This is a genomic window from Rhizobium sp. ZX09 (genome assembly GCF_017357485.1).
Lineage (GTDB): Bacteria > Pseudomonadota > Alphaproteobacteria > Rhizobiales > Rhizobiaceae > Agrobacterium > Agrobacterium pusense.
The window spans coordinates 987,649-1,004,822 of record NZ_CP031364.1 but is presented as its reverse complement, the minus strand read 5'-3'; the positions used below and the strand labels follow the sequence as shown (position 1 = coordinate 1,004,822).

Sequence of the window (17,174 nt, the reverse complement as noted above, 5' to 3'; positions counted from 1 at the left end):
ACGATGCCGGAACCGGATGTTCAGACATGGTTCATGTTGCATCCACCCCTTGACGCCGCGCGACGCCATTCCCATCTCCTTCATGCGGTCGCCAAAGCGGGGCCGCGCCAAATGTCCGACCGTCGCCAGAATGGGATGGCGGACTTAACCGCAAACAGTCGCTTCTTAAGGAGGACACCATGCGTCACGTTGATTTTTCCCCTCTCTATCGTTCCACCGTGGGCTTCGACCGTCTTTTTTCGATGCTTGACGGCCTCGGCCAGCCTGAGCAGGCCCAGTCCTATCCGCCCTACAATATCGAGCGGACCGGTGAGAATACCTATCGCATCACCATGGCGGTTGCCGGTTTCGATGAAAATGAACTCAGCATCGAATCCCGCGCCAATGCGCTGACCGTGAAAGCCGAGAAAGCCACGGATGAGAAGACGACGGAAGGCGAATTTCTGTATCGCGGCATCGCCACGCGCGCCTTCGAACGCCGCTTCCAGCTTGCCGACCACGTAGAAGTGCAGACCGCTTCCCTGAAGAATGGCCTGCTTCACATCGATCTTGTTCGCAATATTCCGGAAGCCATGAAGCCGCGCCGCATTGCGATCTCTTCCGACAGCGCCGATGCGCCGAAGACCATCGAAGCCCAGGTTACCCCGGCTCAGGTCAACTAAGTATTCCACATGCAAGACAGACGGCCCCCTTGAGGGGCCGTTTTTGTTGGCGGGAGCGCGTTTTATCGAGCGGAGGCGGCGGCGCCTTCTGCCGCAGCCGCTTCGGCTATCGCTGCCTTTTCATGGGCCTTGCGGGCATAACGCTGGGCAAGGACAGCGCAGACCATCAACTGGATCTGATGAAAGAGCATGATCGGTAAAACGATGGCACCGATGCTCTGGCCGGCGAAGATCGCGCCGGCCATGGGCACGCCGCTGGCGAGGCTCTTTTTCGAGCCGCAGAAGGTGATGGTGATCTCATCGGCCTTGTCGAAACCCAATAGCCGGCTGCCGAACATCGTCACACATAGGACAAGCGCCAGCAGCAGGATATTGATGACGATGACCACACCGATATCCCGGAGCGAAAACGTGTGCCATATGCCCTCGATGACCGCATCGGAAAAGGCTAGATAAACGACCATAAGAATGGAGCCGCGATCGACCGGAGAAAGCAATTTCTTGCGCGCCCTGATCCAGTCACCAATCCAGGGCTGCAGGACCTGACCGACGATGAAAGGCAGAAGCAGCTGCAGGAAGATTTGCAGGAAAGCATCCAGCGAAAATCCGCCGCCATGGCCGCCGACCGTGAACAGCAGGCCAACCAGCAACGGCGTCAGGAACATGCCGAAAATATTCGAAGCCGAGGCTGAACAAATCGCCGCCGGCACGTTTCCGCCCGCCATTGACGTGAAGGCGATGGATGACTGCACGGTGGATGGCAGCACACAGAGAAACAGCACGCCCATATAGAGCGGTGCCGGCAGGATGCTTTCGGGAATGAAGCCTATCGCCACACCGAGAAGCGGGAAAAGGCCGAAGGTGACGAGCAGGATCGCCAGATGCAGACGCCAGTGCAGGATGCCCGCAATCACCACATCCCGCGAAAGCCGCGCGCCGTGCAGGAAGAACAGCAGAGCGATCGCGAGTTTTGTCGCAAGCCCGAAATATTCTGCCGGCTCGCCGCTGATCGGCAGGATGGAAGCCAGAATTACGGTGGCCACCAGCATCATGGTGAAACGGTCGGGCAGGAAGCGGGTCATGGGAGGTCTTTCCGGCAGCGGTTTTGCTTGAAACGCGCGCCACTATCGCTCATCATGATTTCGGATGCAAAGATTAACAGTTATCATGATTTGAGATAATGCTGAACCTTCAACATCTTGCCAGCTTCGTCATGCTCCAGCAAACCGGCAGTTTTACCCTTGCTGCCGAACGGCTCGGCATTGGCCAATCCACTGTCAGCCAGCATATTCAGAGGCTTGAAGCCTCCCTTGGCCGCCGGTTGATCGCACGCAACACCCATCAGGTAAAACTGACCGGCGAGGGTGAGGCATTACTTGGTTACGCTCGCAACATGCTTGAAATCGATAGCAAGGTCTCTTCGCTCTTCAGCGAAAGCCGCCTGCGCGGTCGGCTGCGGCTTGGTGTGTCGGAAGATTTTGTCGCCAGTCGCCTTACGACCATTCTGGAGGAATTCATTCGGCTTTACCCGCTGGTTGACCTTGAACTAACGGTCTCGCTGAGCGGTGTGCTTTACCAGATGCAGGATAACGGTGAACTTGACGTGGTGTTGGCCAAGCGTCGTCTCGGCGACAAGCTTGGTCATTTCCTTTATCGCGAACCGCTCGTCTGGCTGGCGCGCGATCCTGAGCGGATGCTGAACCAGCCGGATGCGCTCCCGCTGATTGCCTTTCCGCCACCGAGCATCACCCGGAAGGCGGCGCAGGAGGCACTGGACCGGGCCGGTCTCGCCTGGCGGATCGTCTGCACCTGCGGCAGTCTCAGTGGACTAACCGCCGCAGCAAGGGCGGGCATGGGCATTCTGGTGCAGCCGCGCAGCATGGCGCCGGCTGGTCTGAAGGAGATTGCCGCAGGCGTGCTGCCGCTGCTGGAAGACGTTGAATTCGTGCTTCAACCGAGCAAGGGCGCGGAGGCGGAGCTGGTGCGCGCCCTTTCCGATCTCGTTTCCAGCAAGAGCATCGCACCCGGCAGTTTCGTGTAACCGGCCTTAATTGTCCCGTTTCGAGAGGCAACGGCCGACGCTGTCGCGCCAGCCTGCGATGGCGTTCTTCCGCTCGCTCTCTTCCATCTCGGGGCTGAAGCGGCGGTCGCGCCGCCAATGGTCGGCAAAGGCCTTGCGGTCCGGCCAGATGCCGGCACGTGAGGCCGCAAGCCAGGCGGCACCAAGGATTGTCGTCTCGAGAAACACCGGTCTATCGACGGGCGCGGCGAGAATATCCGCCAGCCGCTGCATCGTCCAATCGGAGGCGACCATGCCGCCGTCGACCCTCAGCACCGTCTTGCCATTGTCACCCGCCCAGTCCTTGCGCATCGCATCCAGCAGATCGAACGTCTGATAGGCAACGCTTTCGAGCGCCGCGCGGGCAAATTCCGCCGGGCCCGTCCCGCGTGTGAGGCCGAAGATCGCACCCCGCGCTTCGGCATCCCAATAAGGCGCGCCAAGACCGGTAAAGGCAGGCACGAGATAAACGCGCTGCTTCGGATCGGCCTTTTCGGCAAGCGCGCTGACTTCTGATGCAACCGAGATGAAACCAAGCTCGTCACGCAGCCACTGCACCGCCGCCCCGGCGATGAAGATAGAGCCTTCCAGCGCATAGGTCGTCACGCCGTCGAGGCGATAAGCAATCGTCGTCAGCAGCCGGTTTGTGGAGGCAACCCGGTCTGTGCCCGTATTGAGAAGCGCGAAGCAGCCGGTGCCGTAGGTCGATTTCATCATGCCCGGCTCGAAGCAGGCATTGCCGATCACCGCCGCCTGCTGGTCGCCCGCAACGCCGAGGATCGGAGTTTCCGCGCCCAGAAGCGACTTGTCCGTTACGCCGAAATCGGCGGCGCAATCCAGAACCTCCGGCAGCATCGCGCGGGGGATGTCGAGGATGGACAGGAGTTCATCATCCCAGACATTGTCTTCGATATTGTAGATCAGCGTTCGCGAGGCGTTGGTGGCGTCGGTCACGTGCCGGCGGCCGCCGGTGAGACGGTAGATCAGGAAACTGTCGACGGTACCGAAGCAGATTTCTCCCTTGCCCGCCCTTTCGCGAAGACCGCTGACGCTGTCCAAGAGCCATTTCAGCTTCGTGCCGGAAAAATATGGATCGAGCAGCAGTCCGGTCTTTTTAGAGAAGAGCGGTTCCAGCCCCCTTCTTTTCAAATCCTCGCAGACCGGGGCGGCACGGCGATCCTGCCAGACCACGGCGCGGTGCACCGCTTCGCCGGTGTTGCGGTCCCACAGCACCGTAGTTTCCCGCTGATTGGTGATGCCTATCGCCTCTATATCGGTTGCGGCGATGCCGGCATCGGCAAGTGCAAGTCGGATGGTTTCAAGCACACTTTTCCAGATGTCTTCGGCATCGTGCTCGACCCAGCCGGAGGCAGGAAAATGCTGCGGAAATTCTCGCTGCCCGACACCGATGACCCGCATGTCGCGATCAAAGACCATCGACCTCGTCGATGTCGTGCCCTGATCGATCGCCAGAATATAACCGCCCATTATGTCACTCCCTTTCAAACGCAATGACGGGGCGGCAGAGCCGCCCCGATTTAAGATTTTATGCAGACATCACTTCTGCCAGCTTTTCACCAGTTCGTCGTAATTGACGGTGACCGGCTTTTCCTTTTCGTTGGCGATCTTTAGCTGCGGCGCGAGATTGCCCTTCGAAACGGCGTCCTTGTTCCAGTATTCGATATCATGCTCTTCCGCCAGCTTCGGGCCGATATCGCCCTGCACGCCAGCACGTTCCAGGCGGCTCATGACCTTTTCCTGTTCAGCGCAGAGCGAGTCCATGGCAGCCTGTGCGGTCTTGGCACCCGACGACGCATCGCCGATTGCCTGCCACCAGAGCTGCGCCAGCTTTGGATAATCAGGAACGTTGGTGCCAGTCGGCGACCACTGAACGCGGGCCGGCGAGCGATAGAACTCGACAAGACCACCGAGCTTGGAGGCCCGGTCCGTGAAGCTCTTGTGATGTATGGTACTGTCACGAATGAAGGTGAGACCGACATGGCTCTTCTTCACATCCACGGTCTTTGAGGTCACGAACTGCGCATAGAGCCATGCGGCCTTGGCGCGGTCGTCTGGCGTGGATTTCATCAACGTCCAGGAACCCACATCCTGATAACCGAGCTTCATGCCGTCCTTCCAGTAGACGCCGTGCGGCGAGGGTGCGACGCGCCATTTCGGCGAACCGTCCTCGTTCACCACAGGCAGGCCGGGCTTGGCCATGTCGGCAGTAAAGGCCGTGTACCAGAAGATCTGCTGGGCGATGTTGCCCTGTGCCGGCACCGGTCCTGACTCGGAGAAGGTCATGCCCTGCGCTTCCGGCGGCGCATATTTCTTCAGCCATTCGAGATATTTCTCGATGGAATAGACCGAAGCGGGACCATTGGTATCACCACCGCGGGCCACGCAGGAGCCGACCGGCTGCGACTTGTCATTGACCTTGATGCCCCATTCATCGACCGGCAGGCCGTTTGGCAGACCCTTGTCGCCATTGCCGGCCATGGAGAGCCATGCATCGGTGAAGCGCCAGCCGAGCGAGGGGTCCTTCTTGCCGTAGTCCATATGGCCGAAGACCTTCTTGCCGCCGACGTCGCGGCCGGTGAAGAATTCGGCGATGTCCTCATAGGCCGACCAGTTGACGGGAACGCCGAGGTCGTAGCCGTACTTGGCCTTGAAGTCCGCTTTGTTCTTGTCGTCGTTGAACCAGTCGTAACGGAACCAGTAGAGGTTCGCGAACTGCTGGTCGGGAAGCTGGTAGAGCTTCTTGTCCGGTGCCGTCGTGAACGCGCTGCCGATGAAGTCCTTGAGGTCGAGACCGGGATTGGTGACATCCTTGCCTTCATTGGCCATGAAGTCCGTCAGGTTGCGCACCTGCTGGTAACGCCAATGGGTGCCGATGAGGTCGCTGTCGTTGACCCAGCCATCGTAAAGGTTCTGGCCGGTCTGCATCTGGGTCTGGATCTTTTCGACAACGTCACCTTCCTGGATAAGGTCGTGCGTCACCTTGATGCCGGTAATGGCGGTAAATGCAGGCGCCAGAACCTTTGATTCATATTCATGCGTCGTCAGGGATTCGGATACGACCTTGATCTCCATGCCCGCGAAAGGCTTCGCGGCATCAATGAACCATTGCACTTCCTTTTCCTGCTCTGCACGGGAAAGCGCCGACATGTCGCCGATTTCCTTGTCCAGAAACTGCTTTGCTTCCTCCATTCCGGCAAAAGCCGAACCTGTCATTGCCAGCAGCATGGCTGCCGTCGTCGTCATCAGATGCCGTCGCATATCAGTCCTCCCAAGGGTTGCGATTGCATGAAGTCTGCGAGATGCGGTTTTCCTCCGCCGCATCTTTTTCCTGCTCTAGACAAAACGGAAAACGCCAACGGCGTAGACCACGGATAGAGCGAGAGCCCACCACAGGTTCGGGCCGACCAGCCCGAGCCATGCGAGATGAATGAAGGCGCTGCCAAGCAGCGAGATGAACAGCCTGTCACCACGCGTCGTTTCGAAGCGCAACAGGCCGAAGCGGGGATTGCCGCCGGGCGAGAGACGTTCCCAGAACCACATGCCGACCAGCAAAACCGCGATGGTGCCGAAAAAGGCCGCCGTCTGCCACGTCCACGCCATCCAGGTAAAATCGGGCATCTTCGTCATGGTCAAACCCTTCCCAGCGCAAAGCCTTTGGCGATGTAATTGCGCACGAACCAGATCACCAGAGCGCCGGGTATCACAGTCAGCACGCCGGCAGCGGCAAGCAGGCCCCAGTCCATGCCGGCGGCAGAAACGGTGCGCGTCATCGTCGCGGCGATCGGTTTTGCGTCCGTGGTGGTCAGCGTGCGGGCGATCAGAAGCTCGACCCACGAGAACATGAAGCTGAAGAAGCACGCGACGCCGATGCCGGAAGCGATGAGCGGCATGAAGATCTTCACGAAGAATTTCGGGAAGGAATAGCCGTCAATATAAGCGGTCTCGTCGATTTCCTTCGGCACGCCGGACATGAAGCCTTCGAGAATCCACACCGCCAGCGGCACGTTGAACAGGCAATGCGCCAGCGCGACCGCAATATGCGTGTCGATCAGCCCGAAAGCGGAATAAAGCTGGAAGAAGGGCAATGCAAAGACGGCGGGGGGCGCCATGCGGTTGGTCAAAAGCCAGAAGAACAGGTGCTTGTCACCGAGAAAACGGTAACGCGAAAAGGCATAGGCCGCTGGCAGCGCGACAGCCACCGAGATCACCATGTTCATGACGACATAAATGATCGAATTGATATAGCCAGAATACCAGGATGAATCGGTGAAGATCGTCCGGTAGTTCTGCAGCGTCGGTTGATGCGGATAGAGCGTCATGGAAGAGACGATTTCCGCATTCGTCTTGAAGCTCATATTGATAAGCCAGTAGATCGGCACGAGCAGAAGCAGGATGTAGATCGTCGGCACCAGCCAGGAAAACCGGGATGGCCCGTGATGGCGGCGTGGGCGCGCCGTTGCGGCAAAGCTGGGTCTTGTCGACGTGGCAACGCCCGATGAGCCGGAGACCAAGCCGTTACGTTCCACGCCGGTCGTGACATTGGAGGCGCTCATGGCTCAGGTCTCCGCGTCGTGGCTGGTCATCACGGTGTAGAACACCCACGACAACAGCAGGATGATGAGGAAGTAGATCAGCGACATGGCCGCTGCCGGTCCGAGGTCAAACTGGCCAAGTGCCATCTTCACGAGATCGATGGACAGGAAGGTTGTGGAATTGCCCGGGCCGCCGCCGGTGACGACGAAGGGTTCGGTGTAGATCATGAAACTGTCCATGAAGCGCAGCAGGAAGGCGATCAGCAGCACCCGTTTCATCTTGGGCAGCTGGATGAACCGGAACACTGCGAAACGCGACGCGCCATCGATCCTTGCTGCCTGATAATAGGCATCCGGAATGGAAACGAGGCTGGCATAACACAGAAGTACGACAAGGCTCGTCCAGTGCCACACATCCATGATGACGACGGTGATCCAGGCATCGACGGGATCGTTGACATAGTTGTAATCGAGCCCCAGTTGATTGGCGTAATAACCGAGCAGCCCGATATCGCTGCGCCCGAAGACCTGCCAGATGGTACCGACCACATTCCACGGCACAAGCAGCGGCAGTGCCATGGTGACGAGGCAAACAGGCACGCCGATCCCGGATTTCGGCATTTTGAGCGCGATGAAGATGCCGAGCGGAATTTCAATCGCGAGGATGATGCCGGAGAACAGGAGGTTGCGCCCCAGTGCATCCCAGAACCGGTCTGAGGCCAGAATTTCCTCGAACCATTGCGTTCCCGCCCAGAAGAACTGGTTGTTGCCGAAGGTGTCCTGCACCGAATAATTCACGACGGTCATCAGCGGAATGACGGCGGAGAAGGCGACCAGCACCAGCACCGGCAGCACCATGAACCATGCCTTGTTGTTCCAGCTTTTTTCCATGGTCAGGCCCCCATCTTTACACGCCAGGAATCGGCGAAAACACCGATGGCGGCCGGGTCGAAGCGCACCCCCGCTTCCGCCGGGATTTCCTCGTCTTCGGCCACGACAATTGCCAGTTTCTGGCCGGCGAACCGGGCGCGCACGATCTTCTGCCGGCCGATGTCCTCGACCTTATCGACAGTGATGGGCATGCCGCCGCGCTCCAGCCGGACGAATTCCGGGCGGATGCCGATTTCGATGCGCTGCCCCGATGCGATCGTCGGCGCACCTGCCAGCGGCACACCAAGGCCGCCGACTACAGCCGTCGTCCCCTCGATATTGGCGGGCAGAACATTCATGCCCGGCGAGCCGATAAAATAACCGACAAATGTATGCCCCGGCCGCTCGAAAAGCTCAGCCGGCGTGCCGATCTGGACAATCTGGCCGTCGTACATCACCACCACCTTGTCGGCGAAGGTCAGCGCTTCGGTCTGGTCATGGGTGACGTAGACCATGGTAAAACCGGACTGGCGATGCAGGCGCTTCAGCTGCGAGCGCAGCACCCATTTCATATGCGGATCGATGACCGTCAGCGGCTCATCAAAGAGAATGGCGTTGACGTCGGAGCGTACGAGGCCGCGCGCCAGCGAGATCTTCTGCTTCTGGTCCGCCGTCAACCCGCGGGCCCTGCGTTTGGCCATACCGGAAAGGTCGGTCATCTCAAGGATTTCCCGCACGCGGCGGTCGACCTCGGCCTCCGGCACATGCCGGTTGCGCAGCGGAAAAGCAAGATTGTCGTAAACTGTCATCGTGTCGTAAACGACCGGGAACTGGAACACCTGGGCGATATTGCGATCTTCAGTCGCAAAATCCGTGACGTCTGTTCCGTCGAACGCGATACGGCCGTCGGAGGGGCGCAGCAGGCCAGAAATGATGTTGAGCAGCGTGGTCTTACCACAACCGGAGGGACCGAGAAGTGCATAGGCCCCGCCATCCTCCCATTCGTGATGAACCTCCTTCAGGGCATAATCGCCGGCAGCCTGCGCCTTGGCGTTATAGGCGTGGCGGATATGATCGAGCGTGATACGTGCCATGACCGATCCCCCTTACGCCGCTTCGCCGATGGCGCGGCCATTTGCGTCGAATGCCATCAGGTGGCTTGTATCGAGAAACAGCTCGATATCCCTGTCCGGTTCGATGTCGTGGATGCCATGCGCCAGCATGACCCAGCGTCGGCCCGAAAATTCCACATGCACGAAGCTTTCCGACCCGGCGATTTCAGAGATCAGCGTCCGCGCCCGTATGGATTGCCGTGCTTCACCCTTCGCCTGCGGGAAAAGATGATGCGGCTGGAAAGCGATGGTCAAAGGTCCATCCGGCACGGTGGCAAGGTGCGCCGGCACCGCGACAACGGCGCGATCAGCACGGGTAAAGGCTCCACCCGTCTTGATGACCTCGATGGTGTTGAGCGGCGGGTCGGCGAAAATTTCCGCCGTCACAATATCCACCGGGCGCCGGTAAACCTCGATGGTGCGACTGAACTGGGTTACCCTGCCCTCGTTGAGTGTTGCCGTATTGCCGCCCAACAGCAGCGCCTCTGACGGCTCTGTGGTGGCATAAACGAAGATCGCGCCCGACTCCGCGAAAATGCGCGGCAGCTCCTCGCGCAATTCTTCGCGCAGCTTGTAATCGAGATTGGCCAATGGCTCATCGAGCAGCACCAGAGTGGCGTTCTTGACGATGGCGCGGGCAAGTGCCGTGCGCTGCTGCTGGCCGCCGGAAAGATTGAGCGGCGTACGGTCGAGATAGGGCGTCAGCCTCAGAAGCTCCGCGGCTTTTCTCACTTCCCGGTCGATGGTTGCCTGATCCTTGCCCGCAACCCGCATCGGCGAGGCAATGTTTTCGTAAACGCTGAGCGCCGGATAGTTGATGAACTGTTGGTACACCATGGCGACATTGCGCTTCTGGACCGGCCAGCCGGTCACATCCTCGCCGTTGACCAGGATCGAGCCGCTGCTTGGCTTGTCCAGCCCCGCCATAAGCCGCATGAGCGACGTCTTGCCCGAAAGCGTCGGTCCAAGCAGAACGTTCAGGCTTCCGCGCTGCAACGTCAGATCCGTGGGATGAATATGATAGTCACCGCCCACCATCTTCGAGACATTTCGCAATTCAAGCATGGTGATCCAAAGCCTCCTCCGCTTTTGTCCGGATCGTCAGATTGCCTTCAATCGTCCACCTGCAATGTCATCGATGTAGTCCTCCAACCCGCGCACCTCGTCGGGGGTCAAAAAAAGCCCCTGCTTGGTACGGCGCCACAGAATATCCTCCGCCGTCAGCGCCCATTCCCGCGCCATCAGCCAGCGAACTTCGGCTTCGTAGAGCGTGCCGCCGAAATGCCGCCCAAGCGCCGACGCGTCTGTCGCATTGCCTATCATCGCCGCCACATCGGTGCCGTAGCAGCGTACAAGCCGCTCCGCATGACGCTTTTCCATGAAGGGATAACGCGATAGCAGCGCAGAAACCTCCGCAGCATAAGCTTCTACATTGAAATTTCCGCCCGGCAGATGAGAACCCGCTGTCCATGGGGCTCCCTTTGTTCCCAGCGCATCGCCGATCTTTTCAAGAGCATGTTCGGCAAGTCGCCGATAAGTGGTGAGCTTGCCGCCGAAAATATTGAGAAGTGGTGCCTCGCCGTCGGTCCCCTCGGTCTTCAAGACATAATCACGCGTCGCCTCCTGCGCTTTTGACGCACCGTCATCAAAAAGCGGCCGCACCCCGGAATAGGTCCAGACAATATCGGCCGGCTTCACCGGTTCGGCAAAATATTCACTCGCCGCGCTGCAGAGATAGCTGATTTCCTCGTCGCTGATCTTAACAGCCCGGGGGTCACCGGTATAGTCGCGATCCGTCGTGCCGATCAGTGTGAAATCCTGTTCGTAAGGGATGGCGAAAATGATGCGGCCATCCGGATTCTGAAAGAAGTAGGCGCGCGGATCGGAGAACTTCTTGCGCACGATGATATGGCTGCCCTGGACGAGGCGAACATTGTGAACGTTGTTTTTGCCGAAGGTCGCCGACAGAACCCTGTCGACCCATGGACCGGCGGCATTCACCAACATCCGCGCCCGGTGGACCTGCGTTTCTCCGGCGGCATTTCTCGTCTCGACCCGCCAGAACGCGCCGTCGCGCCGCGCGGAAACCACCTGCGTCCGATTGAGGATCAACGCGCCACGGTCAGCGGCATCACGGGCGTTCAGCACGACCAGGCGGGCGTCATCGACCCATCCGTCGGAATATTCGAAAGCCCGGGCGAAAATCGGTTTCAAAGGCTTTCCGGCCGGATCACGGCGCAGATCGAGCGAGCGGGTGGCGGGCAGAAGCTTGCGGCCGCCAAGATGATCGTAAAGGAAGAGCCCGAGACGCACGAGCCAGGCCGGCCGCACACCGCCCTTCTGGAAGGGCAGCACGAAACGCATGGGCCAGATGATATGAGGCGCCATGGCCCACAGAACCTCGCGTTCCATCAGTGCTTCGCGCACCAGACGAAACTCGTAATGTTCGAGATAACGCAGGCCGCCATGAACGAGCTTGGTTGCAGCAGACGACGTACCGGAGGCGAAATCGTTCATTTCCGCAAGTGCGACGGAATAGCCCCTGCCGACGGCGTCGCGCGCAATGCCGCAGCCATTGATACCGCCGCCGATCACGAAAATATCGTGAATTGCCTCGTCAGACATGCACCCTCCCGCGCTTTCATCGACGCTCTCCTCATCGATATATTGAAAGCACGACCATCTAATTCGAAGACAAAACGAATGTCAAACGAAATTCCGACAGCCCGTGGATCAGGTGCCGCGGGCCTCCGTCTCGATCAGCCGGACATCGTGATCGGCGCAGATGCCGCGGATGGAATCAATCGGACAATGATCGGTGATGAAGGTATGAACCTGCGAAAGATGGCCGATGCGGACAGGGGCCGTCCGTTCGAATTTGAGCGAATCCGATACCAGAATCACATGGCGCGCGTTGGAGATGATTGCCTGCGCAACCTTGACCTCGCGGAAATCGAAATCCAGCAGGGCGCCGTCCTCATCGATGGCGGACACGCCGATGACGGCGAAATCCACTTTGAACTGGCGAATGAAATCCACGGCCGCTTCGCCGACAATGCCGCCATCGGAGCCGCGCACGACACCACCGGCAATCACCACCTCAATACCCGGGAAAACACGTAACCTGTTGGCAACATTTATATTATTCGTGATTACCATCAGTTCGTGATGATCCGCCAGCGCTTCGCCCACCGCCTCCGTGGTCGTGCCGATGTTGATGAAAAGCGACGAATTGTTGGGAATGAGAGCGGCGGCAGCGGCTCCGATCGCCTGTTTCTCCACGGAAGCAATCGCCCGCCGAGCCTCGTATTTGACATTTTCATTGCCGCTTGGAAAAAGCGCGCCGCCGTGGATGCGGGTCAGAACACGGGTATCGCAGAGGTCGTTCAGGTCCTTGCGGATCGTCTGAGGGGTGACGGAAAACCGCGATGCCAGCTCGTCGACCAGCACTCGCCCGTTCGCTTTCGCCAGCGCGACGATTTCATCCTGACGCGGTGTGAGCAACATTCGCCCGCCCTCCTCTTTCAATTTTTTCGTTTTATTGAAGAGCGAACGAAAAACCAATGTCAAGGGACGGTTTAGGCCGACCATGGGTGGCCGCGTCGACGTCGTGTGTCAAAAATTTGCGCCGGGGCGGCGCGTGGTCCGTCAGCGAGCTATCAGAACGGGCGGAAGGATCTCCTTTGCGTCCATCACGGACAGCGCCGGGGAAGCGGCGCGGAACACATCGCCAATGCCGATCAGAACGGGCTCGTTGACCCCCAGCCACTCGATTGCCGCAGACAGTTGCGTGAGTGTGCCGCACCAGCGCTGCTCATTCGCCCGGGTGACGGAAACCACGACGGCAACGGGCGTCGAGGCGTCCATGCCGTGGGCGAGCAAGGAGGACCGGATTGCCGCCACGGTTCGCCCGCCCATGTAAAAAACCGTGGTTACGGCGGGGTCGGCAAGCGATGTCCAGTCAATATTCTCCGGCAGCTTTCCCTGACGGGAATGGCCGGTGATGAAGCGCACCGACTGGGCGTGGTCGCGATGGGTCAGGGAAATGCCGAGGCGGGAGGCCATGGCGCTTGCCGCGGTGATGCCGGGCACGACATCGACGGGAATGTTTTCAGCCGCCAGCGCGGCGATCTCCTCACCGGCGCGCCCGAAAATCATCGGATCGCCGGATTTCAGGCGCACCACCCTTTTTCCCGCCTTTGCAAGCCGGATCATCATGTCGTTGATATCTTCCTGCCTGCAGCTTTCGCGGCCGCCGCGCTTGCCAACCAGCATGCGCTTGGCCTCCCGCCGCGCCAGCTCCAGCACCTCGGCTGAGACAAGATCGTCAAACAGGATGACATCTGCCGCCTGCAGGGCGCGGACCGCTTTCAGCGTCAGGAGTTCGGCGTCTCCAGGGCCGGCGCCCACAAGCGTCACCCGCCCCCCAACCTCGCAAGCCTGCATTCCGGTAGCCGTCAGCAACCGTTCTTCGCTGTCGTCGTCCAGCCTTTCGGTAAAGGCCCGATCGACGAATTTCTCCCAGAACAGCCGCCGGGACGGACCTGGCGTCAGCCGCAGGTTGACCCGCTCACGGATGGTCTGGGCAAGCGCGCCCCAATCCCTGAGCGAGGGCGGCAGCAATGTCTCAATGCGCCGACGGATGGCCTGAGCCAGAATAGGTGCTGCGCCATCGGTGGAAATCGAGACGACCACTGGCGAGCGATTGACGATGGAGCCGAACTGGAACTGGCAGAATTCCGGCTTATCGATGACGTTGACGGGAACACCCGCCGCCCGCGCAGCGGCATGAAAGGCTGCCGCCTCCGTATCCGTTTCGCAATCCGCCAGCGCCAGTTCCGCATCGGCGAATATGCCACTATGCCAGCGCATGGCATGGAAATGCAGGCGTGTGCCTCTGGCAACGAGCCCTGCAAATGTCTCGGACAGGTCACCCCTCTCACAAAAGACATGCAATTCCGCGCCGCAGGCCAGCAACAGCTCCGCCTTCCAGGCGGCCCCATCCGATCCGCCCGCCAGCACCACGCGCTTGCCCTCAAGCCCCCAGAAAACCGGCAGCTTGGCGAGTTTCTCCATGCGGGCCGGTTCATTCCGCTGCGGTTTTAAGGCATCCATTGATGACCTCCTTGATTTCGGCGCGGCACGAGCCGCAATTGGTGCCGGCATTCAACACCTTGCCGATGGCTTCGACGCTATGGCAGCCATCCCGGACTGCGGCCGTGATCTGGTTGACGCCGACATTGAAGCAAGAGCAGACCGTGGCCCCCGGATCGGGACGGCCGGCTCCGGGGCGACCGGCGATCAGCGCAAACCGCATTCGCAGATCCTCATGGCGCTCGGTCAGTTGCGAGATCACCCAGTTGCGGGCAACAGCCACCGGCCGCCTTGCGATGAACAGCGCCGCCAGCAGTATATCGCCATCGAAAAAGGCAAGGCGGAGATCGCCAGTCTGCCGGTCGCTGTAACCCAGCGGCTCGATCCCGGCGTCGATGCCGAAGACCTGTCGTGCCCAGAGCGTCCAGTCCTGCGGCTCTTCCGCAAAGGCAAGCTCCATGCGATAGCCGCCATCCGCCTTTGCAATCGCCCAATAGGCGCAGTCCGGCGCATCGGGCCGGGTGCGGGAAATGGCGAAACCGTAAGCCTTCGCTTCGAAACGTCTTGCCCTCACGCCCGTGTTTTTCGAGGCGGGCTGGCCGGAATAAGGGTCCGTGACCGGGGCCACAACCATATCGATCCGCGCCAGCGAGGCGAACTGGTCGTTCCAGTGCATCGGCGCGAACACCGACCCGCGCGCCTGCCTTTCGCTGATCAACGCCCGCAGCAGAACCTTACCATGTGGACTTTCCAGCTCTACCAGATCGGCGCTTTCGATGCCCAGCGCCTGTGCATCGCGCGGGTGAAGCTCGGCGAATGGCTCGGCGATATGGGCGGTAAGGCGTGCGCTTTTGCCGGTGCGGGTCATGGTATGCCACTGGTCGCGAATGCGCCCGGTATTCAGCGTCAGCGGATAGTCCGCCGACGTTCTGTCCACCTCCGGCAAGGCTGTGACGATGAACCGCGCCTTGCCATCGGCGTGATAAAACCGGCAATCTGCGAAGAAACGCGCCGTGCCGGCGTCACCTGCCTGCGGTCTTGGCCATTGGAAGGGCGCCATCCCGTCATAGACTTTCGGGTCGACGCCACTGATGTCGAAATCGCGACTGCCCAGATTTTCGAAGCCAGACAGAGCCGCATGTTCGGAGAAAATCTCCGACGCGTGCCGGAAGGCAAAGGCTGCGCCGAAACCCATGCGCCGGCCCACTTCCGCCATCTGCCACCAGTCCGCTTTCGCTTCACCGGGTGCATCGAGAAAACCGCGCTGGCGGGAAATGCGCCGCTCGGAATTGGTGACCGTGCCGTCTTTTTCCCCCCAGCCAAGCGATGGCAGAAGCACATGGGCATGGCGCGCCGTATCGGTCTTGTCCATGACATCGGACACCACGACGAATGGACAGGCCTTGATGGCCGCTTCGACAGCACCGGCGTCAGGCATGGACACCACTGGATTGGTTGCCATGATCCACAGCGCCTTGATGCGGCCATCGGCCACGGCCCGAAACATATCAACGGCTTTGAGGCCGGGTTTTTCCGCAATGGCAGGCGAGGCCCAGAAGCGCTGCACGCGATCACGATCCCCGGCACTTTCGATGGCCATATGGGCGGCCAGCATGTTGGCCAGCCCGCCGACCTCGCGCCCGCCCATGGCGTTCGGCTGACCGGTCAGCGAAAACGGTCCCATGCCGGGCCTGCCGATGCGACCGGTCGCAAGGTGGCAATTGATGATAGCGTTGACTTTGTCGGTGCCGCTTTGCGATTGGTTGACGCCCTGGCTGTAACAGGTGACGGTTTTTTCGGTGCGTTCGAACAATTCGTAAAAGGAAATCAGTTCGGCAATCGTCAGCCCGGTGGCCTCAGCGATATCAGGCAGGCTATATTCGGTTGCTGCCTGCATCGCGGCATCAAAACCGACCGTGTGATCTTCCACAAAGGCGTGATCGACTGCAGGACTACCGGAAAGATGCGCCAGCAGGCCGGTAAACAAGGCCACGTCTCCATCCGGGCGGATGGCGAGGTGCATATCGGCAATATCGGCGCTCATCGTGCGACGCGGATCGATGACAACGACTTTCATTTCCGGCCGTGCCGCCTTTGCCGCCGCTAGCCTCTGGTAGAGAACGGGATGGCACCAGGCGAGATTGGAACCGGTGAGGATCACCAGATCGGCAAGCTCCATATCCTCATAGGTGCCCGGCACCGTATCGGCACCGAAAGCGCGGCGATGGCCGGCGACCGAGGACGACATGCAGAGCCTTGAGTTGGTATCGATATTGGCCGAACCGATGAAACCCTTCATCAGCTTGTTGGCGAGGTAATAATCCTCGGTCAGCAATTGGCCGGAGACGTAAAAGGCAACCGAATCCGGGCCACGTTCGGCAATGGTGTCGGAGAAGCGGGAAGCGACGAGATCAAGCGCTTCGTCCCATGTCGCCCGTTTGCCATTGATCTCAGGGTGAAGAATGCGTCCTTCAAGGTCGATGGTTTCGGCGAGGGCCGAGCCCTTGGAGCACAGCCGGCCGAAATTGGCGGGGTGGTCCTGATCGCCTCTGATGGAAACGATGCCATCGTCGTTGACGGTGGCGATGACGCCGCAGCCGACGCCGCAATAGGGACAGGTGGTTTTGGTTTCAACGGGCATGGGTTTGCCCTCTCAGCGTGTGGCGGTTCCGCCGCCTCAACGTGTAGCGCTTACCCCCCTCTGCCCTGCCGGGCATCTCCCCCTCAAGGGGGGAGATCAATCGCGGCACAAACTTCCATTCACAACTGGCGTCGTCGCCGGTGGAGAGGGAACGAGGAGCCCTCCGCTTGTCGATCTTCCCCC

The 17,174-nt window shown here is 60.0% G+C and carries 14 protein-coding genes; 2 read left to right on the top strand and 12 right to left on the bottom strand.

The window, feature by feature from the left end; translation table 11 throughout:
- The first annotated feature begins 179 nt into the window (after positions 1 to 179).
- Positions 180 to 662 (top strand): heat shock protein HspL, encoded by a 483-nt coding sequence (gene hspL, locus BTN45_RS19295; protein ID WP_004437287.1) that lies wholly within the window; start codon positions 180 to 182, stop codon positions 660 to 662.
- 62 nt (positions 663 to 724) lie between these two features.
- Here hspL and BTN45_RS19290 read toward each other — a convergent pair whose 3' ends face one another.
- Positions 725 to 1,744, bottom strand: coding sequence for a bile acid:sodium symporter family protein (locus BTN45_RS19290; protein WP_022563300.1), 1,020 nt, complete (start codon positions 1,742 to 1,744; stop codon positions 725 to 727).
- Between the two features lie 98 nt (positions 1,745 to 1,842).
- Here BTN45_RS19290 and BTN45_RS19285 point away from each other — a divergent pair, with 98 nt between their 5' ends.
- The gene (locus BTN45_RS19285; RefSeq protein ID WP_044459571.1) at positions 1,843 to 2,703 is read left to right on the top strand and encodes a LysR family transcriptional regulator; all 861 of its coding nucleotides are present in this window, start codon (positions 1,843 to 1,845) and stop codon (positions 2,701 to 2,703) included.
- A gap of 6 nt (positions 2,704 to 2,709) precedes the next feature.
- Here the strand turns inward: BTN45_RS19285 and glpK are convergent, their stop codons facing one another.
- The 11 genes from glpK to BTN45_RS19230 form a co-directional block, all read right to left on the bottom strand.
- Entirely contained in the window at positions 2,710 to 4,209 is a 1,500-nt protein-coding gene (gene glpK, locus BTN45_RS19280) for a glycerol kinase GlpK (protein ID WP_207590600.1), read from the bottom strand.
- A 69-nt stretch (positions 4,210 to 4,278) separates the two neighbouring features.
- Complete coding sequence (locus BTN45_RS19275; RefSeq protein WP_004437278.1) at positions 4,279 to 6,000, bottom strand: ABC transporter substrate-binding protein; 1,722 nt, start codon at positions 5,998 to 6,000, stop codon at positions 4,279 to 4,281.
- Between the two features lie 75 nt (positions 6,001 to 6,075).
- Entirely contained in the window at positions 6,076 to 6,369 is a 294-nt protein-coding gene (locus tag BTN45_RS19270; protein WP_004437276.1) for a DUF2160 domain-containing protein, read from the bottom strand.
- Between the two features lie 2 nt (positions 6,370 to 6,371).
- A complete protein-coding gene (locus BTN45_RS19265) occupies positions 6,372 to 7,295 on the bottom strand; it encodes a carbohydrate ABC transporter permease (RefSeq protein WP_207590595.1) in 924 nt (307 codons plus the stop codon).
- Between the two features lie 3 nt (positions 7,296 to 7,298).
- Complete coding sequence (locus BTN45_RS19260; RefSeq protein WP_065117167.1) at positions 7,299 to 8,165, bottom strand: sugar ABC transporter permease; 867 nt, start codon at positions 8,163 to 8,165, stop codon at positions 7,299 to 7,301.
- Positions 8,166 to 8,167: 2 nt separating this feature from the next.
- Positions 8,168 to 9,238: an ABC transporter ATP-binding protein gene (locus tag BTN45_RS19255; protein ID WP_035207356.1), complete on the bottom strand. Its 1,071-nt coding sequence runs from the start codon at positions 9,236 to 9,238 to the stop codon at positions 8,168 to 8,170.
- Positions 9,239 to 9,250: 12 nt separating this feature from the next.
- Positions 9,251 to 10,321 (bottom strand): ABC transporter ATP-binding protein, encoded by a 1,071-nt coding sequence (locus tag BTN45_RS19250; protein WP_006699929.1) that lies wholly within the window; start codon positions 10,319 to 10,321, stop codon positions 9,251 to 9,253.
- A 36-nt stretch (positions 10,322 to 10,357) separates the two neighbouring features.
- Positions 10,358 to 11,881: a glycerol-3-phosphate dehydrogenase gene (locus BTN45_RS19245; RefSeq protein WP_207590594.1), complete on the bottom strand. Its 1,524-nt coding sequence runs from the start codon at positions 11,879 to 11,881 to the stop codon at positions 10,358 to 10,360.
- A 108-nt stretch (positions 11,882 to 11,989) separates the two neighbouring features.
- Positions 11,990 to 12,763, bottom strand: a complete 774-nt coding sequence (locus BTN45_RS19240; RefSeq protein WP_006699927.1) for a DeoR/GlpR family DNA-binding transcription regulator — start codon at positions 12,761 to 12,763, stop codon at positions 11,990 to 11,992.
- 141 nt (positions 12,764 to 12,904) lie between these two features.
- A complete protein-coding gene (gene cysG / locus BTN45_RS19235; RefSeq protein WP_207590593.1) occupies positions 12,905 to 14,371 on the bottom strand; it encodes a siroheme synthase CysG in 1,467 nt (488 codons plus the stop codon).
- Complete coding sequence (locus BTN45_RS19230) at positions 14,343 to 16,991, bottom strand: nitrate reductase (RefSeq protein ID WP_207590592.1); 2,649 nt, start codon at positions 16,989 to 16,991, stop codon at positions 14,343 to 14,345. The genes cysG and BTN45_RS19230 overlap by 29 nt, the downstream gene beginning before the upstream one ends.
- Positions 16,992 to 17,174 lie beyond the last annotated feature (183 nt).

Bases quoted from the DNA above. Each gene is read 5' to 3' on its own strand.
- hspL (WP_004437287.1), top strand. From the start codon at position 180: ATGCGTCACGTTGATTTTTCCCCTCTCTATCGTTCCACCGTGGGCTTC.
- BTN45_RS19290 (WP_022563300.1), bottom strand. From the start codon at position 1,744: ATGACCCGCTTCCTGCCCGACCGTTTCACCATGATGCTGGTGGCCACC.
- BTN45_RS19285 (WP_044459571.1), top strand. From the start codon at position 1,843: ATGCTGAACCTTCAACATCTTGCCAGCTTCGTCATGCTCCAGCAAACC.
- glpK (WP_207590600.1), bottom strand. From the start codon at position 4,209: ATGGGCGGTTATATTCTGGCGATCGATCAGGGCACGACATCGACGAGG.
- BTN45_RS19275 (WP_004437278.1), bottom strand. From the start codon at position 6,000: ATGCGACGGCATCTGATGACGACGACGGCAGCCATGCTGCTGGCAATG.
- BTN45_RS19270 (WP_004437276.1), bottom strand. From the start codon at position 6,369: ATGACGAAGATGCCCGATTTTACCTGGATGGCGTGGACGTGGCAGACG.
- BTN45_RS19265 (WP_207590595.1), bottom strand. From the start codon at position 7,295: ATGAGCGCCTCCAATGTCACGACCGGCGTGGAACGTAACGGCTTGGTC.
- BTN45_RS19260 (WP_065117167.1), bottom strand. From the start codon at position 8,165: ATGGAAAAAAGCTGGAACAACAAGGCATGGTTCATGGTGCTGCCGGTG.
- BTN45_RS19255 (WP_035207356.1), bottom strand. From the start codon at position 9,238: ATGGCACGTATCACGCTCGATCATATCCGCCACGCCTATAACGCCAAG.
- BTN45_RS19250 (WP_006699929.1), bottom strand. From the start codon at position 10,321: ATGCTTGAATTGCGAAATGTCTCGAAGATGGTGGGCGGTGACTATCAT.
- BTN45_RS19245 (WP_207590594.1), bottom strand. From the start codon at position 11,881: ATGTCTGACGAGGCAATTCACGATATTTTCGTGATCGGCGGCGGTATC.
- BTN45_RS19240 (WP_006699927.1), bottom strand. From the start codon at position 12,763: ATGTTGCTCACACCGCGTCAGGATGAAATCGTCGCGCTGGCGAAAGCG.
- cysG (WP_207590593.1), bottom strand. From the start codon at position 14,371: ATGGATGCCTTAAAACCGCAGCGGAATGAACCGGCCCGCATGGAGAAA.
- BTN45_RS19230 (WP_207590592.1), bottom strand. From the start codon at position 16,991: ATGCCCGTTGAAACCAAAACCACCTGTCCCTATTGCGGCGTCGGCTGC.